We start from the raw sequence: 19,488 nt of genomic DNA, 5'->3' as shown, positions 1-19,488 counted from the left end.
AGCGGTGCTCACAGGTTCTGGCCGGCTTCGAGCTTCGGCAGGACCTGCTTGATGTCGTTGATCGGGATGGCGAAGCCGAGGCCGACGCTGCCGGCCGAGCCGCCGGAGGAGCCGGATCCGCCGGGCGCGTACATCGCCGAGTTGATGGCGATGACCTGGCCGTTGGCGTTGATGAGCGGGCCGCCGGAGTTGCCGGGGTTGAGCGCGGCGTCGGTCTGGAAGGCCTTGTAGGTGGTGGTGCTGCCGCTGTCGGACTGCGGGGCGGTGCCGCGCAGGCCGGGCACGCCGGGCAGGTAGGGGAGGCCGAAGCCGCCGTTGTTGCTGGTGCTGCCCTCGTCGAGCTGGACGGTGACGTCGCGGTTCTCGGCGCTGATGATGCCGGAGGTGACGGTGCCGGTGAGGCCGTCGGGGTTGCCGATGGCGACGACCGGGTCGCCGATGGCCACGGTGGAGGAGTCGCCGAGGACGGCGGGGGTGAGGTTCTTCGCGCCGGTGGCGGTGATCACGGCGACGTCGAGGGCCTTGTCGGTGCCGGTGACGGTGGCCTGGGCGGTGGAGCCGTCCTTGAAGGTGACGGTGATCCGGCCGCCGGCGGACGCGGTGTCGATCACGTGGTAGTTGGTGAGGATCTGTCCGTCGGTGTTCAGGACGACGCCGGTGCCGGTGGCGGTGCCGTTGCCGGTCTTGACGGTGATCTCGACGGTGCTGGGCGAGACGGCGGCGGCGACGGCGGCCACGTCGGCGGTGCCGTCGGAGCGGGCGGAGACCGGGCTGGCGATGGTGCCGACGCGGTTCTCGGAGCCCTGGTGGTCGGCGGCGACCAGGCCGCCGGTGACCCCGCCGAGGACGGCCGCGACCGCGGCGACGGCGGTGACCAGGGCGAGCCGGCCGCGCAGCAGTCCGCGCCGGGCCCGGCCGCCGTGGTGGCCGGGGCCCTCGGGGGAGCCCGGCCCGAGGATCGTGGGCGGCTCGGGCGGGATCGGCGGGGGCGGCGGCGGTGCGTCGAAGCCGCCGTCGGAGTGGTCCTCGCGGTAGCTGTACCCGGGCCCGTACCCGTCCGCGCCGGTGGTGCCGGAGCCGCCGGCGGCCGGGCCGCCGCCGAGCACGGTGCCCTCGATCACCCGGGGCTCCTGGGCCTCGTACTGCCCGGGGGCCTGGTACTGGCCGTGCTGCCCGTACCGGCCGTGGGCCTGGTAGGGGTCGTACTGCTCGTGGGGCTCGTACGGGCCGTACTGCTCGCTGGGGTGCTGCTGCTTCTCGCTCATGTCGACCAAGCTCGGCCCGGTGCATGAGGAGTGGATGAGAACCGGCTCAGAACGGGGAGAGAAGCCCGTTGGGTTCTCATAAAGCCTGGTCAGCCCGCCTGCCGAGCGGAACCGGCCGTTCCGGTACGAGCCCGCCGCTTTGGTCCGGGCCGGCTACTCCGGTACGGACCGGTCGGGGGCGTCGCCGCCGCAGCCGCAGGAACGGCGGATGACCAGCCGGGACGGGAAGGTGCGGACCCGCTCGGTGTCCGAGCCGGGCACCATCAGCGAGTCGTCCAGCACCAGGTCCACGGCGGCCCGGGCCATCGCGTCGCGGTCGGAGGCGACGGTGGTCAGCGGCGGGTCGGCGAGCGCGGCCTCCGGCACGTCGTCGAAGCCGGCCACCGCGAGGTCCTCCGGGACCCGCAGGCCGACCTCGCGGGCGGCCCGCAGCACGCCGATCGCCTGGTCGTCGGTGGAGCAGAAGATCGCCCGCGGCCGGTCCGGCGAGCGGAGCACGCCGAGCGCGACGTCGTAGGCGCCGTAGCGGTGGAAGGGCGCGTCGATCAGGTGCGGCTCGGTGGGGACGCCGTGCGCGTCCATGGCGCGCTGCCAGCCCTCGACGTGGTCGATGACCGGGTCGCCGGGGGCGGGGGACTCGACCGGGCCGCCGAAGCAGGCCACGTACGGGTGCCCGTGCACCTCCAGCAGGTGGCGCACGATCGCCTCGGCACCCGCCACGTCGTCGGTGACCACCGCGACGTCGTCGATCGCCTCGGGCCGGCGGTGCAGCAGCACGACCTTGGCGCCCTCCATCGCGGCGAACTCCTCGGCGGCGCGCTGCGAGGGGCCCTGGCTGACCAGGATCAGGCCGGAGACGCGCATCCCGAGGAAGGCGCGGACGTAATGCACCTCGCGGTCGTCCACGTAGTCGGAGTTGCCGATCAGCACGAGCTTGCCGCGCTCGGAGGCGGCCCGTTCCACGGCGTGCGCCATCTCGGCGAAGAAGGGCTGGCGGGCGTCCGGGACGACCATGCCGATCAGGTTGGTGCGCCGGGAGGCCATCGCCTGGGCGACGCTGTTCGGCCGGTAGCCGAGCTGGTCGATCGCCGCGAGGACCTTCTCCCGGGTCGCGGGTGCGACCGGGCGCGGACCGTTGTTGATGACGTAGCTGACGACCGCGGTCGAGGTACCAGCCAGCCGGGCTACATCGTCGCGCGTCACTTTGGCCACGGGGGGAGTCTACGCGTGTGGCCTCCGGGGCGGCAGGGGGAGCTGGGGCCTTGTTCGGCAGGCCGGCGGGCGGCTCCGGGAGGAACCGGACAAGCCGGGCGGGGGACGGCCCGCCCGGCCGGTCCTCAGGCGTCCAGGGGGGTGGCGGGGCGCTGGGCGAGCTCCGGCCGTTCGCCCTTCTCGGGCTTCTCCGGGACGACGAAGCGGTAGCCGACGTTGCGCACGGTGCCGATCAGCTGCTCGTGCTCCACGCCGAGCTTGGCGCGCAGCCGCCGGACGTGCACGTCCACCGTCCGGGTGCCGCCGAAGTAGTCGTAGCCCCAGACCTCCTGCAGCAGCTGCGCCCGGGTGAAGACCCGGCCGGGGTGCTGCGCGAGGTACTTGATCAGCTCGAACTCCTTGAAGGTGAGGTCGAGCGCCCGGCCCTTGAGCTTGGCGGAGTAGGTCGCCTCGTCGACCGAGAGGTCGCCGTTGCGGATCTCCATCGGGCTGTCGTCGGTGACGACCTGGAGGCGGCCGAGCGCGAGCCGCAGCCGGGCCTCGACCTCGGCCGGGCCCGCGGTGTCCAGCAGGACGTCGTCGATGCCCCACTCGGCGGTGACGGCGGCCAGGCCGCCCTCGGTGACCACCAGGATCAGCGGGCAGCCGATGCCGGTGGACCGCAGCAGCTGGCAGAGGCTGCGGATCTGCGGCAGGTCCCGCCGGCCGTCGACCAGGATGACGTCCGCGCTGGGCGTGTCCACCAGGGCCGAGCCCTCGGCGGGGGCCACCCGGACGTTGTGCAGCAGCAGTCCGAGGGCGGGCAGCACTTCGGCGGACGGTTGCAGCGCATTGGTGAGGAGGAGGAGAGAACTCATACCCGGTGGTCCCCTTTCCGGGTCGTCGCGGTCGCGTGACGGCTGCCGCCACAGCCGGATGGCGCACGTGCTGAGGGGGAGGGGAGGACGACGGCCGGTCGCGGCGGACCGGGGGAGCGGACGGCGTGCGGGGCGCGACGGCGGGTCCGCCGGGGGTCCCGCAACCCCGGGCGCACCGTTTCTGCCCTGTTCCTCACCGCGAACCCTCCGGTCTGGTCCGGCGCCGGGTGGCGGCCCGGTGCCGGGTGGCGATGCCCCGGCCGGCCGGGGCACGTCGTTGTGCCGCGCCGGCCGGGAGGTCCCTGCTGCGCGCCGGGGGTGGGCCGACGAATCGCAAGAACGTCCGTACCGGCGTCCTGGAAGCACAAAAGGACCCGGGGGCGACTCTGCCCGGATCCCTCTTGGTGGTCGAGGATAGCCGACCGCCCCCTCCGCCGGGAGTGCCGGAATCCGGCGGTTCGCCCAATTCGGGCGTGCGCCGGGTGAGGCTGGACACAGCTTCGAGCGCCGGTCCGGCGCTGGTCCGGCGCCTCCGGGTGGCGGTCCGGTGCGAGGCCGGTGCGTACTCCGTGCTGGTCCGGCCAGGGCGATTGCCGCTCGTGGTGGCCGACACGCCATCATGGGGGGCGCACATCGGAGGCGCTGTTCGGGTCCATCGTTCGGGTGGTCGGGCGGCCGTCGCGGTGGCGAGCCGGACCGGGGTACCGGAGCCGGGCGAGGACGACGAGAAGGGGTGGCCCGATGGGCGCGACCACCGAGCCCGCGAGCGGCGCCCGGGTGCGCGGGACGATCCGCTACTGGGCGGCGGCGAAGTCCGAGGCCGGGCTGGCCGAGGAGCCGTACGAGGCGGCGACCCTGGCGGAGGCGCTGGCGGCGGCCAGGGCGCGGCACGCCGACCGGCCGAAGCTCGTCCAGCTGCTCGGGCACTGCTCGTACCTGGTCGACGGGGCCCAGGTGGGCGGCCGCGACCACGCGACCGTCGCCCTGACCGAGGGCGGGACGGTCGAGGTCCTCCCGCCGTTCGCGGGAGGCTGAGCGGCGTGACGGACATGAACAACCCGAACCACCCGAACCACGGCGGCCACGGCGAGTGGCCGCAGCAGCCCCACCAGCCGTACCCGCCGCAGGGACAGCAGCCGTACCCGCAGCAGCAGCAGCCGTACGTCCCGCCGCAGCAGCCCGGCCACCAGTCGCCGTACGGCTACCCGGTGGACGACGCGGCGGCGACCGCGGTGCTGCCGGCGGTGCCCGCGTTCGACGACGCGGCCGCGACCACCCTGCTGCCGCCGGTGCCGGCGGTGAGCGACGCCGAGGCGACGGCGCTGCTGCCGCCGGTGGTGGTGTCCGGTCCGCTGTCGGGCGCGCCCCGGCAGCAGGGTCACCAGCCGCATCAGCCGCAGGGTCACCAGCCGCAGCAGGCCCACCAGCCGTACCAGCCGCCCCAGGTCCCGCAGGCCCAGCAGCCCCAGCAGGTCCCGCAGCCGCCGCAGGCCCCGCAGCCGCGGCAGCGGCGGCGGCCGCCGGAGCAGCCGGTGCAGCCCCAGCCGGATCCGACGATCCAGCTGCAGCTCCCCCGGCCGCCGGGGCCGCGGGCCCGGCACGCGGCCCCGGCGCCGCAGCAGGCCCCCGCGCAGCAGGCGGCGGAGGCCTTCGACCCGCCGACCATGACGCTCAAGCGCCCGGTGGCCCCCGGCCCGCTGGGCGCCCCCGCCGCGCCGCCGTACGGGGCCGTCCCGCCGCAGGCGGTGCCGCCCGCCGGTCCGCGCGGCCGGACCGGCTCGCCGATCATCGACCCGGGCCTGCAGCCGGCCCTGATCACGGTGGGCATCGCCGCGCTGCTGGCCGGCGGTGCCGCGCTCGGGCAGGTCGCGCTGGCCCTGGTGGTCGCGCCGCTCCAGCTGCTGACGGCGGCCGGCTGGTTCCGGCTGAACGGCATGTGGCCGGCCCGGCAGGGCATCCTGCTCGCCGCGCTGGCGGGCCTGACGGCGGACGTGGCGGTGCTGCTGGCGGACTCCGACGGCGGCGTGGCGGCCGTGGTGGGCACCCTGGGCGGGTTCTTCCTGCTCGTCCTGGTGTTGCAGACGTTCCGCCCGTCGGACCCGAAGGAGCGGTTCTACGCGCTGACCGTGCTCGGCTCGGCCACCGTGGTGACGGTGCTGTGCACCGCGCTGCTGCTGGCCGACTGGGTGCCGGCCGCGGTGGGCGCGGTGGCGCTGGCCACCCTGCTGGCCGCGGCGCCGCTGCCCGGGCCGAAGCAGCTGGGCCCGGTGCTGGGCCTGGCCGCGGCGGTGCTGCTGGGCCTGCTGGTCGGGGCCCCGCCGGCGCTCGGTGCGCTGGCCGGGCTGGGTGCGCTGGTCGGCCGTCGGGTCGCGGCGTACGACTTCCCGTCCCGCTTCGTGCACATGACGGCGGGCGTGGCGCTGCCGCTGGCGGTGGCCGCGCCGCTGGCCTGGATCGCCACGGAGCTGCTGGCCTGAGCCACCCGTACCCACCCGTCCAGGCCTGTTCAGGTCGAATTCCCGCCCCGGAACCATGTTCCGGGGCGGGACGTCGTACGGTCGTGCGAGGGCGGACGTGTCCTGCGTCCGCCGCGGAACGGTGAACGACCCACTGCGAACGACCACAGCGACGAACGACCACAGCGACCGGCGACGACGGGGGACACGATGCGCGGATGGCTGAAGGCCACGATCGGTCTGGCGGTGCTCTCCGGCCTGCTGCTGGGTGCGGACCGGATCGCGGTGGGCGTGGCCGAGGACGAGGCCGCCGACCGGATCGTGAAGAGCGGCCGGATGAGCCAGCGCCCGGACGTCTCGATCGAGGGCTTCCCGTTCCTCACCCAGGTGCTGTCGATGAAGCTGGACGACGTCCGGATCTCCTCCGACGGCCTGGCCGTCGGCGACGGCAGCCACCAGGTGGCGCTGCACTCGTTCAAGGCGCGGCTCGCCGGGGTCAAGGTCAGCGACAGCATGAGCAGTGCCACGGTGGACAGCGGCACCGGCAGCGGGGTGATCTCCTACCCGGACCTCGCGCAGCTGCTGCCGCCCGCCTCCCAGCTGCTGCACGGCGCCAAGCTGCCGGTGGGCGGCAACTCCCGGCTGAGCCTGGCCTACGCCGGTCCGGGCAAGGTCAAGGCCTCGCTGGGTCCGATTGAGATCGGCGAGGGCAGCGTGCGCAACAAGGGGAACACCGTCACGGTGGACGGCTTCCGGCTGAGCTCGCTGGCGGGGCTGGTGGCCGGCGCCACCAACCAGCAGCTGGAGCCGATGAGCTTCACCCTTGACTCGCTGCCGGCCGGGCTGAAGCTGGCCGACAAGGAGGGCGGGGGCGGCGGTGTGACGCCGCTGCCGGAGGGCCTCCAGCTGACCTTCGACGGCAAGGACGTCAAGCTCCTGGGCTGATCCAGGCCCGTGCCCAGCCCGTCCCCGGCCCGTCCCCGGCCCGGTCCCGGGGCCCGCCCAGGGCTGTGCCGAATCGTTCCGCTCCGCGAGACGCGCTGTCCAGCGCGGGCCGTGGAGCGGTGTCGTTCGCTCCCCGCGCACGCCCTCCGGGGGCCGCCGGCCGGGCCCGGACAGGCCGGACCGGGGGCAAATCCCATCATCCGGTCATTCTGATCCCACTATTCGATACGCTGATGACAGCGGGCCTCCGGTGTCCCTAGCATCGTCGGCATGAAGCGACAGACGGACCTCACGAAGCGGCGGGCGGTAGACCTGTGCCGCGTGGCCGCCTGTCTGTGTCGAATGCGCTGATTCGGCGCCCCCGGCAGGGCAGTTGACGCCCGCCGCCGATCTTTCCGGCGACCGCGCCCGGCCCCCCGGGCCGGCGGTCGCCGAGGTACTCCGCAGTCTCCTGCCCGGCCGCACCGGCCCACCCCCTCGTCCCGCTATTCGGACAGGGTTTCGGACCGTACCCTCCCGGGCACCCTGCAGCACCCTCCTGAGCAGCACCTTCCGCACAACCGCCCTCGGATGGAGAACCCACCATGAGCCGCAGCGACGTCCTGGTCGACGCCGACTGGGTCCAGGCCCACCTGGACGACCCGAAGGTCGTCATCGTCGAGGTCGACGAGGACACCTCCGCGTACGAGAAGAACCACATCCGCAACGCCGTCCGGATCGACTGGAAGCAGGACCTCCAGGACCCGGTCCGCCGCGACTTCATCGACCAGGCCGGCTTCGAGGCCCTGCTGAGCGCCAAGGGCATCGCCAACGACCAGACCGTCGTGCTGTACGGCGGCAACAACAACTGGTTCGCCTCGTACGCCTACTGGTACTTCAAGCTATACGGCCACGGCGACGTCCGCCTGCTGGACGGCGGCCGCAAGAAGTGGGAGCTGGACTCCCGCGACCTGGTCGCCGAGGTGCCGGCCCGCCCGGCCACCGAGTACACGGCGCAGGCCGCCGACGCCTCGATCCGCGCCTTCCGCGACGACGTGATCGCCGCCATCGGCACCCTGAACCTGGTCGACGTCCGCTCGCCCGACGAGTTCTCCGGCAAGCTGCTCGCCCCGGCGCACCTCCCGCAGGAGCAGTCGCAGCGCCCCGGCCACGTGCCGAGCGCCCGCAACATCCCGTGGGCCAAGAACGCCAACGACGACGGCACCTTCAAGAGCGACGACGAGCTCAAGGCGCTGTACGAGGCCGAGGGCATCGACCTGGCGAAGGACACCATCGCCTACTGCCGCATCGGCGAGCGCTCCGCGCTCACCTGGTTCGTGCTGCACGAGCTGCTCGGCCAGGAGAACGTCAAGAACTACGACGGCTCGTGGACCGAGTACGGCAGCCTGGTCGGCGTGCCGATCGAGCTCGGCAGCAACTGAGCCCCCGGCTCGACCCGTAAGTCAGAAGGAGACAGACATGTGCGGTGCGAAGGCCGGCGGCCCGGACCTGGCAGGAGTTGACGTGGCGAACGAGACGATCATCCAGGGTTCGGTGACCCGCGACGGAGAGCCGGTCAACGGCTACGTGCGGCTGCTGGACGAGGGCGGCGAGTTCACGGCCGAGGTGCCCACCTCGGCGACCGGCCAGTTCCGGTTCTTCGCCCGCCCGGGCAAGTGGACCCTGCGCGCGCTGGTGCCGGGCCAGACCGTGGACCGTCAGGTGGTGGCCTCCCAGGGCACCGCCGTCGAGGTCGCGATCGCGGTCTGACCGGAGCCGGGACGATCCCGGACCAGACTCCGAGGGCCCCTGCCGAGCAGGGGCCCTCGGTCGTACCGTGGAGGGGTGCAGGCAAGGCGGCGGCGTCGCTACTACTTCGCCATGATGGGCGTGTGCCTGGGCCTGTTCGTCATGGCCTGGGGCGTGGTGCGGTTCTTCTCGGTCGGCGCGGCGATCGGCATGTGCGTGGTCGCGATGGTCATCCCGCCGGCCGCCGCGGTGTTCGCCAACAAGCGCGACCCGGACGACGACTGGTGGAACGACCCGCGCTGGGACGACCCGAAGTGGGACGAGCCCGGCCACGACCGGGACCGCCCCGACCACGAGGAACGCCCGTAGGCGTCAATGTGCGAGGTGCCTCAGTACACGAGCGCCTGGACGTTGTCCGACATGATCTCGCTGACGAAGACCTGGGCGCCCGCGATGCGGACACCCTCGACGGTGTCCTGCTGCGTGATCCCGCGCCGGGCCGCGCACTGGGTGCACAGCGTCACCGAGCCGGCTGCCAGGATCGACTCCAGCAGGTCCGGCAGCGGCGCCGCGTGCGGCAGTTCGAACTCCGCGGCCCGGCCCGGCAGCGCGAACCAGGAGGACTCCCCGGTCAGCCAGAGCGAGACCTCGATCCCGCTGGCGACGGCCACCGCCGCCACCGTGAACGCCTGCGAGCACCGCTCCGGCGCGTCCGCCCCTGCGGTGACCTTGATGACCAGTTTCTTCGCCATGGCGCCACCTTAGAGGTGCCGGCGCCCCCGCCGTCCGGCATCCCCGGAAGCCTTGGGCAAAGCTTGAGCAGCCGCGGGAGGACGGCGCGAACGGCGACGTGGTGGGGCTCACCGCGACCCTCCGGAACCCGGCGGATAGAGTGAGCCGAGCACAATCCACCACACTGTCGCCGCCTGGGAGCCACCCGTGTCCGGTCTGGAAATCTTCTTCGACGGTCTGCTGGCCCTCATGGCCGTGCTGATCACCTGGTTCGCCATCTTCTCGGTGATGAAGCTGTACCAGGGCCAGCGCTGAGACTGCCGTACGGTTGAGGCAGTCCCACACCGACGAGAACAGCGACCAGGAACATGATCGAGATCCCTTCTGACCTCCACAGGGACGTCGTCCCGCTCGCCTTCCTCCTCGGCACCTGGGAGGGCGCGGGCGTCTACGACTTCCCGGGCGCGGAGAAGTGCAACTTCGGCCAGGAGATCGTGATCCGCCACGACGGCCGCCCCTTCCTGGAGTTCCGCTCCCGGACCTGGGTGCTGGACAGCGAGGGCGAGAAGGTCCGTCCGCTGGAGAACGAGCACGCGTTCTGGCGCATCACCAGCAACCACGACGGCACCAGCGGTGTCCGGGGGATCGAGATCTCCTCCGTCCGCGACGACGGCACGGTCGAGATCTGGTACGGCGAGCTGGCCGACGGCAAGCCCCAGGTCGACGTCTCCACCGACGCGGTCGCCCGGATCGAGGGCTCCCCGGAGTACTCGGGCGGCAAGCGGCTGTACGGCTTCGTCAACGGCGAGCTGCTCTGGGTCGGCGAGAAGGCCGCCCCGAGCGTGCCGCTGCGCCCGTACATGTCCGCCCAGCTGAAGAAGGTGCTCAGCCCGGCCCAGCTGATCAAGGACATCAACGACCTGCCGGACGACGGCATCGCCTTCTTCAAGTAGGCCGATCGCGCGACCGGCACTTCCGTGCACGAGGTAGGGACCGGCCCCCGGCCGGTCCCTACACTTGCTCCAGGACCCCCGACCATTGGCAGGGACGAGTACCGTGGCGGACACCGGCACCACCGACTGGCAGCTCTCCGGCGACTGGAAGGCCGACCTGCGCGAACGCGGGTACCGGCTCACCCCGCAGCGGCAGCTCGTGCTGGAGGCCGTCGACGAGCTCGACCACGCCACCCCCGACGACATCCTCTGCCACGTCCGCCGGACCGCCAGCGGCGTCAACATCTCCACCGTCTACCGGACCCTGGAGCTGCTGGAGGAGCTGGGCCTGGTCTCGCACGCCCACCTCGGCCACGGCGCCCCGACCTACCACCTGGCCGGCCGCCACCACCACCTGCACCTGGTCTGCCGGGACTGCGACAAGGTCACCGAGACCGGCACCGAGATCGCCCAGCCGCTGATCGACAGCCTGCGCGAGCGGCACGGCTTCGACACCGACCTCAAGCACTTCGCCATCTTCGGCCGCTGCGCCGACTGCACCGCCAAGCTCGTCGGGGACCAGCCGTAAGCTGGCCGGTATGACCGGTGTGAAGAGCCCGCTGCTTTCCCTGCCCGGAGCCGTCCCCGCCGAGGGGGCCGACGAGGGCGTCGCCGCCCACTACGGCGACATCTTCCGCGAGCAACGCAGGCTGTCGCAGGGCGTCGGCTTCGTCGACCTCTCGCACCGCGGCGTGGTCACCGTGACCGGCGCGGACCGGCTCTCCTGGCTGCACCTGCTGCTCACCCAGCACGTCAGCGAGCTGCCGCCGCAGCAGGCCGCCGAGGCGCTGGTGCTCTCCCCGAACGGGCACGTCGAGCACGCGCTCTACCTGGTGGACGACGGCACCACCACCTGGGCGCACGTCGAGCCGGGCACCCAGGAGGCGCTGGTCGCCTACCTGGAGGGCATGAAGTTCTTCTACCGGGTGGAGGTCGCCGACGCGACCGCCGAGTACGCCGTGGTCCACCTGCCGGCCGGCTCCACCGCCGCCGTCGAGGGCGCCGCCGCCGTCCGCGAACTCCCGTACGGGCGCGACCTGTTCGTGCCGCGCGCCGAGCTGGAGCGGCTCACCGCCGGGTACGGTCCGGCGGCCGGGGTCTGGGCGTACGAGGCGCTGCGGATCGAGGGCCACCGGCCCCGGCTGGGCTTCGAGACCGACCACCGGACCATCCCGCACGAGGTGGACTGGCTGCGCACCGCCGTCCACCTGCAGAAGGGCTGCTACCGCGGCCAGGAGACCGTCGCCCGGGTGCACAACCTGGGCCGCCCGCCGCGCCGGCTGGTCTTCCTGCACCTGGACGGCACCGAGGAGACGCTGCCCCCGCACGGCACCGAGGTGCGGCTGGCCACCGACCCGGACGGGCGGGCGCTGGGCTTCGTGACCTCCTCGGCCCGGCACCACGAGCTGGGGCCGATCGCGCTGGCGATCGTCAAGCGGAACGTCCCGGTGGACGCCGTGCTGCTGGCCGGCACGGTGCCGGGCACCCAGGACGTGATCGTCCCGCAGTAGGGCCGTCCAGGGCCGCGCCGGGGCCGCTCGGCGCCCCGGCCGGGCCCGGTGGGGTCAGACCTCGACGAGGACGGTGAACGGGCCGTCGTTCACCAGCGCCACCCGCATGTCGGCGCCGAACCGGCCCGTCTCCACCTTGGCGCCCAGCGCGCGCAGCTGCGCCACCACCTCGTCCACCAGCGGCTCGGCGACCGGGCCGGGGGCGGCGGCGTTCCAGGTGGGGCGGCGGCCCTTGCGGGCGTCGCCGTAGAGCGTGAACTGGCTGATCACCAGCAGCGGGGCGCCGAGGTCCGAGCAGCTCTGCTCGACGCCCTCGTCGTTCGCGGGCAGCAGCCGCAGCGTCCAGAGTTTGCGGGCCAGTTGGGCGGCCTTGGCGGGGGTGTCGTCGTGGGTGGCGCCGACCAGGACGCAGAGCCCGGGCCCCTCGATCGCGCCGACGGTCTCACCGGCCACGGTCACCCGGGCCTCGGTCACTCGCTGCACCACTGCTCGCATGCCGCCATTGTGCCGGAGCGCCGTACGGCCTCCGGAGGACCCCCGGGTGCTTTCCGCGCGGCCCGCGCCCGGCGCGTCCGCCTCCCCTCCGCGCCCGCGCATCCGCCGTGCCCCCGGCTCAGCGCCGCACCCTTCCCGGCCGTTCCGCCCGGCCGCCCCTCCGGTCGGCCCCGTCCCTCCGCCCCGGCGGCCTCCCCAGGGCGCACACCAGGGGCGCGCATGGAGGCCGTGCACGCCCTGGGGTGCGCGCCTGCGCGGAATCGGGCGCCACTCTTCCTGGGGAAAGGGCTGGTCATATCAGCCACCCCCGTTCGCCAGGGGGCCGTTCGGGTGCACGGGCGGTGCGCGTGCGCCGGGTGGGGTGGCACGCTGGTGGACCGTACGAGGGGTCCGGGGCGCCAGGAGGTCCGCCGCGCCGGACCCGGGTTCGGCCGGGCGGTCGAGCCGGTAGGTCAGGCGTCTGGCGGTGCCGCCCCGGTGGGCGTCACGGCCGGGGACCGGAGCCTCCGGGGGTTCCCGGCGGGCCGGTGGACGGGACGCGCGGCCCGTCGGGGGACGGGTCGGACCGGCGGCAGCGACGGGGTGCCGCGAGCGGGCGGGATCGGACGACGTCAGGTGGTTGGGTGATGGACGCGAGCAGCGTGGCGCGGGACCGGTCCGGGTCGGTGGTGCGGGCCCCCGGGGGCCCGGACGGTCCGGCGGCGGGCGCGGAGGACGAGCCCGACCTGGAGGGGCTGGGCCTGGAGCAGCTGCGGGTGCTGCGCCGGGAGACCCTGGAGCAGGAGGCCGACCTGTCCTACCTGCGGCGGCTGCTGCACGGGCGGATGGACATCCTGCGCGCCGAACTCGACCGGCGGCCCGGCACGGGCCCGGTCCGTACGGCCGACCCGTCCGGCCCCAACCCGGCCCCCGGCGACCTGCTGGACCGGCTGCCGGCCATCCTGACCGACGCGCCCTCCACCGTGCGGCGCTCGGCCCGGCACGTCACCCTCGGGCCGCCGCGCACCCGGGAGTCCCGGCTGGAGGCGGACGCGCTGATGGGCGACGTCCAGCTCGCCGACCTGGCGGCGCACCCGGCCGAGGAGCTGCTGGCCGCCCTGGAGCGGCTGCGGGCGTACGAGCGGGAGGTGTCCGGACGGCGCCAGCGGCTGCTGCGCACGGCCGACGGTTGCAACGCCGAGATCACCCGCAGGTACCGTGATGGGGAAGCACGGGTCGACGACCTGCTCGCACGGGGGCCGCTCTGACCGGGTGGGTCACCGCGGGCGGGTGAGGCCCGGCTCGCTCCCGGCCCACCCTCGCCCCGGAAGGCTCACACCGCCATGTCCCTGCCCGCCCCCGCGCCCGTTCTCGCCGAGGTCATACGCTCCGGCTTCGTCGAGGGCCGCCACCGCGGCTCCCTGGTGCTGCTCGCGGCCGACGGCTCGGTCGAGTTCGCGCTCGGCGACCCGGACGCCCCGGTCTTCCCGCGGTCGACCGCCAAGCCGTTCCAGGCGGTGGCCACGCTGCGGGCCGGGCTGGCGATCGAGGGCGAGCTGCTGGCGCTGGCGGCCTCCAGCCACTCCGCGGAATCGTTTCACCTCGATGGCGTGCGGAGCATCCTCGGCTCCGCCGGGCTCGACGAGTCGGCCCTGCGCACCCCGGCCGACCTGCCGCTGGACGAGACCGAGGCGGAGCTGCTGCTCGCCGCCGGCGGCGGGCGCGCCCCGATCCTGATGGACTGCTCCGGCAAGCACGCCGGCTGGCTGGCCGCCTGCACGGCCAACGGCTGGGACACCGAGAGCTACCTCGACCCGGCCCACCCGATCCAGCGGCTGGCCCGCGAGGCCCTGGAGGAGGCCACCGGCGAGACCGCCGCCCACGCCGGGGTGGACGGCTGCGGCGCGCCGCTGCTGGCCGTGTCGCTGACCGGCCTGGCCCGCGGCTACCGCGGCCTGCTGCTGGCCGCCGAGGGCAGCGGGCCGCGCCGCGTCGCCGACGCGATGCGCGCCCACCCCGAGTACGTGGCCGGCACCCGCCGGGCCGACACCTGGCTGATGCGGGCGGTGCCGGGCGCGCTGTCCAAGATGGGCGCCGAGGCCGTCCAGGTGGTCGCGCTGCCGGACGGCCGGGCGCTGGCCTTCAAGATCGAGGACGGCGCCGAGCGGGCCCGCGGCCCGGTGCTGGCGGCCGCGCTGCGCCGGCTCGGGGTGGCCGGGGCGGACGGGACCGTCGAGCGGATCGGCGCGGCCCCGCTGCTCGGCGGCGGCGTGCCGGTCGGCGAGGTGCGGGCGGCGTTCTAGGACCAGCCCACGGCGTCGGAGGCCGCCCGTCGGGGTGCGGGCGGACCCGGGTCGGTGCACGGTGGACCGGGGGGCGTCCGTACAGCTGAGGGAGTCCGCCATGACCGACCATGTGTACCGGGTGACCGAGATCGTCGGGTCCTCGGCCGAGAGCGTCGACGCCGCGATCCGCAACGGGGTGGAGCGGGCCTCCCGGACGCTGCGCAACCTCGACTGGTTCGAGGTCTCGCAGGTCCGGGGCCACCTGGAGGACGGCCGGATCAAGCACTACCAGGTGTGCATCAAGGTCGGCTTCCGGCTGGAGGACTGAGCGCCGGCGAAGCGCTCAGCGCTCCGGCAGCACCAGCGGCACCCCGGTGCGCGGGTGCGCCAGCACCTCGACGGGGTGCCCGTACACCTCGCTGAGCAGCGGCGCCCGCAGCACCTCGGCGACCGGCCCGTCCGCGACCGTCGCCCCGCCCGTCAGCAGGACCACCCGGTCCGCGTAGGCCGCCGCCAGGGACAGGTCGTGCAGCACCACGACCACCCCGTCCCCGGCCGCGGCCCGGGCCCGGGCGACCCGCAGCACCAGCTCCTGGTGGCGCAGGTCGAGGGCGGCGGTCGGCTCGTCCAGCAGGAGCAGCGGGGTGCGCTGGGCCAGCACCCGGGCCAGCGCCACCCGGGCCCGCTCGCCGCCGGACAGGGCGGTGAACGGGCGCCCGGCGAAGGCGGTGGACTCGGTGGCCGCCATCGCCTCGGCCACGGCCGCCGCGTCCTCGGCGGCCGCCGCCGTGCCCGCCCACGGCGCGCGGCCCATCCGGACCACCTCGTCGGCCGGGAACGGGAAGGACAGTGCGGCGGACTGCGGCAACAGGGCGCGGTGCAGGGCGAGTTCGGCGGCGCCGTAGTCGGCCGGCGGGCGGCCGCGCAGGGTGACCGACCCGCCGTCCGGCCGGACGTCGCCGGCCAGTACGGACAGCAGGGTGGACTTGCCGGCGCCGTTCGGCCCGAGCAGCGCGACCAGTTCGCCGGCCGCGACCCGGACGGCGGCGCCGTCCAGCAGCGGGCGCCCGCCGAGACTCAGCCGGACGCCCTCGGCGGCGAGCAACTCGCTTCCGGGCTCCGGTCGTTCGGGGATCTCCCGGTGGCGTCGCAGTCTCACGCCCAGCCTCCCTGCCTGGTCCTGGTCCGGCGCAGCAGCCAGAAGAAGAACGGGCTGCCGATCAGTGCGGTGACCACCCCGAGCGGGATCTCGGCGGGCTCGGCGACGGTGCGGGAGGCGAGGTCGGCGGCCACCAGCACCAGCGCGCCGCCGAGTGCCGAGGCGGGCAGCAGGAAGCGGTGGCCGGGCCCGGCGAGCATCCGCAGCAGGTGCGGGACGACCAGGCCGACGAAGCCGACGATGCCGCTGACCGCCACGGCCGCCGCGGTGAGCAGGGCGACGACGGTGATCAGCGCCAGCCGCATCCGCTCGACGTCCACCCCGAGGTGGCGGGCCGGGCGCTCGCCGAGCGCCAGCAGGTCCAGCCTGCGGGCGTACAGCGGGGCGACGGCCAGGCCGGCCAGCGCGAACGGCAGGACGGCGAGCACCTTGCCCCAGGTGGCCTGGGAGAGCGAGCCGAGCTGCCAGAAGGTGACCTGGCTGATCGCGGCGGGGTCGGCGATGAACAGCAGGATGCCGATCAGCGCGCCGCAGAAGGCGTTCACGGCGACGCCGGTGAGGATCAGCGTGACCACCTCGGTGCGCCCGCCGGAGCGGGACATCGCGTACACCGCGACGACCGTCAGCAGGCCGCCGGCGAAGGCGAAGACGGGGGCCGTCCAACCGCCCAGGGTGTTCAGGCCGAGCACGATGCAGGCCACCGTGCCGACCGCGCTGCCGGAGGAGACCCCGATCACGGCGGGCTCGGCGAGCGGGTTGCCGAACACGCCCTGCATCAGTGCCCCGGCGCAGCCGAGCGAGCCGCCGACCAGCAGGGCGAGCACCACCCGGGGCAGCCGGACGTTCCACAGCACGGACTCGGGCACCCGGTCCAGGGCGTGGCCGCCGAGGCCGAGGCGGTGGGCGGTGGAGGCGAGGATGTCGCCGAGCGGGATGCGGTAGGCGCCGACGCCGGCCGCGAGGAGGGCGCAGAGGAGCAGGGCGGCGGCGAGTCCGGCGGTGAGCAGGGCGGTCCGGCCGGCGGTCGGTGCGGCGCTCTCCCCGGGCGCCTCGCGGGAGGTCTCCTCCCGTACGGCGGTGGTCACTTGGCGTCCGCCGGGTAGAGCTGGGCGGTGATCCCGCGCAGGACCTGCGGGGTGCGCGGGCCGTAGCTGAGCAGCTGGCCGTCCTCGATCGAGACGATCCGGCGGTCGAGCCCGGCCGGGGTCTGGGCGACGCCGGGCAGCTTGAGCAGGCCGTCCGTTCCGCCGACCGAGTCGAGCCCCTTGCTCATCACCAGGATCGCGTCGGGCGCGGCCTTGACCAGGGCCTCGCTGGTGAGCGGGACGAAGTCGTTGGTGAGGCCGGCGGCGGTGCCGGCGTCCTCGCCGCCGACCGCCTCGATCAGCGAGCCGGCGCCGGAGCCGGGGCCGCCGAGCAGGTAGACGGAGGCGCTGCCGCGCAGGTAGAGGAAGGCGACCCGGGGGTGCCGGCCGTCGGCCGGGACGGCGGCCATGGCCTGGTCGATCCGCTGCTCGGTGCGCTCCTTGAGCTGCCGTCCGGCGTCCGGGACGCCGAGTGCGGCGGCGACGGTGTCGATGCGCGGTCCGACGTCGGCCAGCCGCTTGGCGTCGTCCAGGACGATCAGCGGGACGCCGGCCGCCCGGATCTGCGCGATCGCCTCGGCCGGGCCGGTGGAGCGGTCGGCGAGGACGACGGTGGGGTGCAGTGAGAGCACGCCCTCGGCGGAGACGTCGTGGGCCTGGGTGATCACCGGCAGGGCGGCGGCCTGTTCGAAGGTGGTGGAGACGTCCCGGGCGACCACCTTGGGGCCGAGGCCGAGGCTGAACACCAGCTCGGCGAGGCTGCCGTTGAGCGGGATGACCCGTTCGGCGCTGGTGACGGTGACCTGGCGGCCGTCGGCGGAGGCGGTGGTGGCCGGGAGCCGGGGGACGGGCTCGCCGGGCAGCGGTTCGACGGCGTCGGGGGTGCGGGAGACGGCCGCCCCCGCTGCCCCGGCCGTCCCGCTCGCGGCGCCGCAGGCGGTGAGGGCGAGCAGCAGGCCGAGGGCGAGCAGCAGGAGGACGGGCCCGCGGGCCGCCCCGGATCGGATCGTAACGCTGCTCAACCTGGTTCCCTTCACCGGGACTTGACGCCTGTGGCGCCCCGCCGCCGGGGGAGGGGGCGGCGGGGCTCTTGACTCATATATTAGGTTAGCCTTACCTGAGTTCCGCAAGGGGGTGGTGCCCACCGGGCCCCCTTTGCGGCATCCCCCCATGCCCCCTGAGGAGTGATTCGCCGTGCCCCTGTCCAGCCGGCTCCGCCGTCTGGCCGCCGCCCTGGTGGCCTCCCTCGCCGCCCTGCTGGCCGTGGGCCTGTCGCCGGGGCCGGCGGCCGCCGCCGAAGGCAGGGTCTCCGGCGGACGGCTGGACTGGGGCATCAAGCAGTCCTTCCTGACCTACGTCACCGGGCCCATCGCCAAGGGGAGTTGGGGGCTGACCGGCGGCGCGGCCACGGTCGGCGGCAGCACCTTCCGGTTCCACTCGGCGAACGGCACGTACGATCCGGCGGCCGGCGCGCTGACCGCCGCCTTCTCCGGTGGCGTGCGGTTCACCGGGCACCAGGAGGGCGGCTCCAACGCGCTCGACCTGAGCATCGGCCGGCTCACCTTCAAGGCCGTCCAGGGCGGCGCGGCCGGGCTGTACGCCGACGTCAGCAGCAAGTCCAAGGAGACCGGGCAGGTCAGCAGCGCGAGCCAGGCCAAGCTGGCCGACCTCTCGCTGGCCGGCGTCGACCTGCGCGGCGCGGCCGGCACCCTGACGCTGAGCGGTGTCCCGGCGACCCTCACCGACGCCGGGGCGAAGGCCTTCGGCGGCTTCTACCAGGCCGGCACGGCCCTCGACCCGCTCAGCCTCTCGGTCAACCTGCCCGCCGCGCAGCCGACGCCGGCGGCCCCCGCCCCGACGTCCGGCGCGGCCGCCACGGCCATGCCCGCGACCACGCCGCCGGCGACCGCCCCGTCGCCGGCCGAGCCGGCCGCCCCGCCGGCCACCGAGCCGGCCGCCCAGGCCCCGGCCCGTACCGGGTTCGCCAACGGCGCCCTCGACTGGGGCGTGCGCCGCACCTTCCGCGACTACGTCACCGGCACGATCGCCCAAGGCCGTTGGGAGCTCGGCGGCGGCGCGGCCGACGGCGGCGCGTTCTTCCGCTGGACCCCGGCCAAGGGCACGTACGACCCGGCGACCGGAGAGCTGACCGCCGCCTTCACCGGCACCGTCCGCTTCACCGGCATGCGCGCCGGCGACGGCTACGGCCTGGACCTCACCCTCGCCAACCCGGGCGTCAGCGTCTCCGGCGGCCAGGGCCGACTGCTCGCCGACGTCGCCGGCCGGACCCCGGACGGCGGCACCCGGCAGCTCCCCGGCGTCGAGCTGGCGACCTTCGACCCGGCCGGCCTCAAGGCCGAGGGCGGCCTGCTGACGGCCGTCGAACTGCCGCTCACGCTCGCCGAGGGCGGCGCCGAGGCCTTCGGCGGCCTGTACCCGGCGGGCACCGCGATGGACCCGCTGAGCTTCGCCGTCGCCCTCGACCCGGCCGCCGCGCTGCCCCCGCTGCCCGACCTCGGCAGCGCCCCGGCCACCCCGCCGGGCGCCGTCGCGAGCCCGCCCGCCTCCCCGGCCGCCGCGCCCGTCGCCGCGTCCTCCCCGGACGGCGTCCCGGTGCCGGCCGTGGTCGGCGGCGCGGTGCTGGTGGCGGCCCTCGCCACCACCGGCGGCCTGCTCGTCCGCCGCCGCCGGGCGGCCGCCGCGGCCGGGGCCCCCGCCACCGGGCCCGACGCCGACGACGCGGCCTGACCCCTCCGGGAGCGTCCCCCCGCTCCCTCCCCCCATCCG

General features: G+C 74.9%; 22 protein-coding genes. 14 read left to right on the top strand and 8 right to left on the bottom strand.

From position 1 onward, the window contains the following. Nucleotides 1-8 precede the first annotated feature (8 nt). The 3 genes from ACWDCZ_RS14330 to ACWDCZ_RS14320 form a co-directional block, all read right to left on the bottom strand. Nucleotides 9-1,265 carry a S1C family serine protease gene (locus ACWDCZ_RS14330; RefSeq protein ID WP_380781563.1) on the bottom strand — a complete coding sequence of 419 codons (1,257 nt, stop codon included), beginning with the start codon at nucleotides 1,263-1,265 and terminating at the stop codon, nucleotides 9-11. Between the two features lie 153 nt (nucleotides 1,266-1,418). After that, nucleotides 1,419-2,477, bottom strand: coding sequence for a LacI family DNA-binding transcriptional regulator (locus ACWDCZ_RS14325; RefSeq protein ID WP_449816051.1), 1,059 nt, complete (start codon nucleotides 2,475-2,477; stop codon nucleotides 1,419-1,421). 125 nt (nucleotides 2,478-2,602) lie between these two features. Beyond that, the gene (locus ACWDCZ_RS14320) at nucleotides 2,603-3,334 is read right to left on the bottom strand and encodes a response regulator transcription factor (RefSeq protein WP_074006427.1); all 732 of its coding nucleotides are present in this window, start codon (nucleotides 3,332-3,334) and stop codon (nucleotides 2,603-2,605) included. Between the two features lie 741 nt (nucleotides 3,335-4,075). Between ACWDCZ_RS14320 and ACWDCZ_RS14315 the strand changes: the two genes are divergently transcribed. The 7 genes from ACWDCZ_RS14315 to ACWDCZ_RS14285 all read left to right on the top strand — a co-directional run bounded on the left by ACWDCZ_RS14315 (nucleotide 4,076) and on the right by ACWDCZ_RS14285 (nucleotide 8,832). Continuing rightward, the gene (locus tag ACWDCZ_RS14315; RefSeq protein ID WP_049659718.1) at nucleotides 4,076-4,369 is read left to right on the top strand and encodes a MoaD/ThiS family protein; all 294 of its coding nucleotides are present in this window, start codon (nucleotides 4,076-4,078) and stop codon (nucleotides 4,367-4,369) included. Nucleotides 4,370-4,374: 5 nt separating this feature from the next. Further along, on the top strand, nucleotides 4,375-5,811 hold the full coding sequence (locus ACWDCZ_RS14310; RefSeq protein ID WP_449816050.1) for a hypothetical protein: 1,437 nt from the start codon (nucleotides 4,375-4,377) through the stop codon (nucleotides 5,809-5,811). A 189-nt stretch (nucleotides 5,812-6,000) separates the two neighbouring features. Next, entirely contained in the window at nucleotides 6,001-6,735 is a 735-nt protein-coding gene (locus ACWDCZ_RS14305; RefSeq protein WP_049656250.1) for an LmeA family phospholipid-binding protein, read from the top strand. A 270-nt stretch (nucleotides 6,736-7,005) separates the two neighbouring features. Beyond that, nucleotides 7,006-7,086: an Ms5788A family Cys-rich leader peptide gene (locus tag ACWDCZ_RS14300; protein WP_350517234.1), complete on the top strand. Its 81-nt coding sequence runs from the start codon at nucleotides 7,006-7,008 to the stop codon at nucleotides 7,084-7,086. A gap of 233 nt (nucleotides 7,087-7,319) precedes the next feature. Further along, on the top strand, nucleotides 7,320-8,156 hold the full coding sequence (locus ACWDCZ_RS14295; RefSeq protein ID WP_049656251.1) for a sulfurtransferase: 837 nt from the start codon (nucleotides 7,320-7,322) through the stop codon (nucleotides 8,154-8,156). Between the two features lie 37 nt (nucleotides 8,157-8,193). Continuing rightward, entirely contained in the window at nucleotides 8,194-8,484 is a 291-nt protein-coding gene (locus ACWDCZ_RS14290) for a DUF1416 domain-containing protein (RefSeq protein ID WP_030059605.1), read from the top strand. Between the two features lie 75 nt (nucleotides 8,485-8,559). Further along, a complete protein-coding gene (locus ACWDCZ_RS14285) occupies nucleotides 8,560-8,832 on the top strand; it encodes a DUF3099 domain-containing protein (RefSeq protein WP_082346012.1) in 273 nt (90 codons plus the stop codon). Nucleotides 8,833-8,852: 20 nt separating this feature from the next. On the opposite strand, the gene ACWDCZ_RS14280 is transcribed toward ACWDCZ_RS14285, so the two are convergent. Then, on the bottom strand, nucleotides 8,853-9,215 hold the full coding sequence (locus ACWDCZ_RS14280; protein ID WP_049656255.1) for a DsrE family protein: 363 nt from the start codon (nucleotides 9,213-9,215) through the stop codon (nucleotides 8,853-8,855). A 348-nt stretch (nucleotides 9,216-9,563) separates the two neighbouring features. Between ACWDCZ_RS14280 and ACWDCZ_RS14275 the strand changes: the two genes are divergently transcribed. From ACWDCZ_RS14275 to ygfZ, 3 genes are all read left to right on the top strand, one after another. Next, on the top strand, nucleotides 9,564-10,148 hold the full coding sequence (locus ACWDCZ_RS14275) for an FABP family protein (protein ID WP_049656257.1): 585 nt from the start codon (nucleotides 9,564-9,566) through the stop codon (nucleotides 10,146-10,148). Between the two features lie 103 nt (nucleotides 10,149-10,251). Next, complete coding sequence (locus ACWDCZ_RS14270) at nucleotides 10,252-10,716, top strand: Fur family transcriptional regulator (RefSeq protein WP_049656259.1); 465 nt, start codon at nucleotides 10,252-10,254, stop codon at nucleotides 10,714-10,716. Nucleotides 10,717-10,735: 19 nt separating this feature from the next. Beyond that, nucleotides 10,736-11,698 carry a CAF17-like 4Fe-4S cluster assembly/insertion protein YgfZ gene (gene ygfZ / locus ACWDCZ_RS14265; protein ID WP_049656263.1) on the top strand — a complete coding sequence of 321 codons (963 nt, stop codon included), beginning with the start codon at nucleotides 10,736-10,738 and terminating at the stop codon, nucleotides 11,696-11,698. A 54-nt stretch (nucleotides 11,699-11,752) separates the two neighbouring features. Here the strand turns inward: ygfZ and dtd are convergent, their stop codons facing one another. Continuing rightward, on the bottom strand, nucleotides 11,753-12,193 hold the full coding sequence (dtd, locus tag ACWDCZ_RS14260) for a D-aminoacyl-tRNA deacylase (protein ID WP_049656260.1): 441 nt from the start codon (nucleotides 12,191-12,193) through the stop codon (nucleotides 11,753-11,755). Between the two features lie 626 nt (nucleotides 12,194-12,819). Between dtd and ACWDCZ_RS14255 the strand changes: the two genes are divergently transcribed. The 3 genes from ACWDCZ_RS14255 to ACWDCZ_RS14245 all read left to right on the top strand — a co-directional run bounded on the left by ACWDCZ_RS14255 (nucleotide 12,820) and on the right by ACWDCZ_RS14245 (nucleotide 14,785). Then, on the top strand, nucleotides 12,820-13,440 hold the full coding sequence (locus ACWDCZ_RS14255) for an RsiG family protein (RefSeq protein WP_449816049.1): 621 nt from the start codon (nucleotides 12,820-12,822) through the stop codon (nucleotides 13,438-13,440). 75 nt (nucleotides 13,441-13,515) lie between these two features. After that, on the top strand, nucleotides 13,516-14,475 hold the full coding sequence (locus ACWDCZ_RS14250) for an asparaginase (RefSeq protein WP_387830966.1): 960 nt from the start codon (nucleotides 13,516-13,518) through the stop codon (nucleotides 14,473-14,475). A 100-nt stretch (nucleotides 14,476-14,575) separates the two neighbouring features. Continuing rightward, a complete protein-coding gene (locus ACWDCZ_RS14245; RefSeq protein WP_049661518.1) occupies nucleotides 14,576-14,785 on the top strand; it encodes a dodecin in 210 nt (69 codons plus the stop codon). Nucleotides 14,786-14,800: 15 nt separating this feature from the next. Here the strand turns inward: ACWDCZ_RS14245 and ACWDCZ_RS14240 are convergent, their stop codons facing one another. From ACWDCZ_RS14240 to ACWDCZ_RS14230, 3 genes are all read right to left on the bottom strand, one after another. Continuing rightward, nucleotides 14,801-15,610, bottom strand: a complete 810-nt coding sequence (locus tag ACWDCZ_RS14240; RefSeq protein ID WP_259316906.1) for a heme ABC transporter ATP-binding protein — start codon at nucleotides 15,608-15,610, stop codon at nucleotides 14,801-14,803. Nucleotides 15,611-15,612: 2 nt separating this feature from the next. Then, nucleotides 15,613-16,623, bottom strand: a complete 1,011-nt coding sequence (locus ACWDCZ_RS14235) for a FecCD family ABC transporter permease (RefSeq protein ID WP_380778621.1) — start codon at nucleotides 16,621-16,623, stop codon at nucleotides 15,613-15,615. Between the two features lie 74 nt (nucleotides 16,624-16,697). After that, nucleotides 16,698-17,723, bottom strand: a complete 1,026-nt coding sequence (locus tag ACWDCZ_RS14230; RefSeq protein ID WP_234348688.1) for a heme/hemin ABC transporter substrate-binding protein — start codon at nucleotides 17,721-17,723, stop codon at nucleotides 16,698-16,700. Between the two features lie 172 nt (nucleotides 17,724-17,895). Here ACWDCZ_RS14230 and ACWDCZ_RS14225 point away from each other — a divergent pair, with 172 nt between their 5' ends. Then, a complete protein-coding gene (locus tag ACWDCZ_RS14225) occupies nucleotides 17,896-19,449 on the top strand; it encodes an HtaA domain-containing protein (protein WP_449816048.1) in 1,554 nt (517 codons plus the stop codon). Nucleotides 19,450-19,488: the final 39 nt, after the last annotated feature.

The sequence above is a fragment of the Kitasatospora sp. NPDC001225 genome, assembly GCF_053597855.1.
This window is presented reverse-complemented; position numbering and strand designations above follow the sequence as displayed.

Excerpts from the sequence above, each read along its gene's own strand:
- ACWDCZ_RS14300 (WP_350517234.1), top strand. The coding sequence starts at position 7,006 with ATGAAGCGACAGACGGACCTCACGAAGCGGCGGGCGGTAGACCTGTGC.
- ACWDCZ_RS14250 (WP_387830966.1), top strand. The coding sequence starts at position 13,516 with ATGTCCCTGCCCGCCCCCGCGCCCGTTCTCGCCGAGGTCATACGCTCC.
- ACWDCZ_RS14315 (WP_049659718.1), top strand. The coding sequence starts at position 4,076 with ATGGGCGCGACCACCGAGCCCGCGAGCGGCGCCCGGGTGCGCGGGACG.
- ACWDCZ_RS14255 (WP_449816049.1), top strand. The coding sequence starts at position 12,820 with ATGGACGCGAGCAGCGTGGCGCGGGACCGGTCCGGGTCGGTGGTGCGG.
- ACWDCZ_RS14330 (WP_380781563.1), bottom strand. The coding sequence starts at position 1,265 with ATGAGCGAGAAGCAGCAGCACCCCAGCGAGCAGTACGGCCCGTACGAG.
- ACWDCZ_RS14305 (WP_049656250.1), top strand. The coding sequence starts at position 6,001 with ATGCGCGGATGGCTGAAGGCCACGATCGGTCTGGCGGTGCTCTCCGGC.
- ACWDCZ_RS14280 (WP_049656255.1), bottom strand. The coding sequence starts at position 9,215 with ATGGCGAAGAAACTGGTCATCAAGGTCACCGCAGGGGCGGACGCGCCG.
- ACWDCZ_RS14275 (WP_049656257.1), top strand. The coding sequence starts at position 9,564 with ATGATCGAGATCCCTTCTGACCTCCACAGGGACGTCGTCCCGCTCGCC.
- ACWDCZ_RS14295 (WP_049656251.1), top strand. The coding sequence starts at position 7,320 with ATGAGCCGCAGCGACGTCCTGGTCGACGCCGACTGGGTCCAGGCCCAC.
- ACWDCZ_RS14320 (WP_074006427.1), bottom strand. The coding sequence starts at position 3,334 with ATGAGTTCTCTCCTCCTCCTCACCAATGCGCTGCAACCGTCCGCCGAA.
- ACWDCZ_RS14245 (WP_049661518.1), top strand. The coding sequence starts at position 14,576 with ATGACCGACCATGTGTACCGGGTGACCGAGATCGTCGGGTCCTCGGCC.
- ACWDCZ_RS14290 (WP_030059605.1), top strand. The coding sequence starts at position 8,194 with ATGTGCGGTGCGAAGGCCGGCGGCCCGGACCTGGCAGGAGTTGACGTG.
- dtd (WP_049656260.1), bottom strand. The coding sequence starts at position 12,193 with ATGCGAGCAGTGGTGCAGCGAGTGACCGAGGCCCGGGTGACCGTGGCC.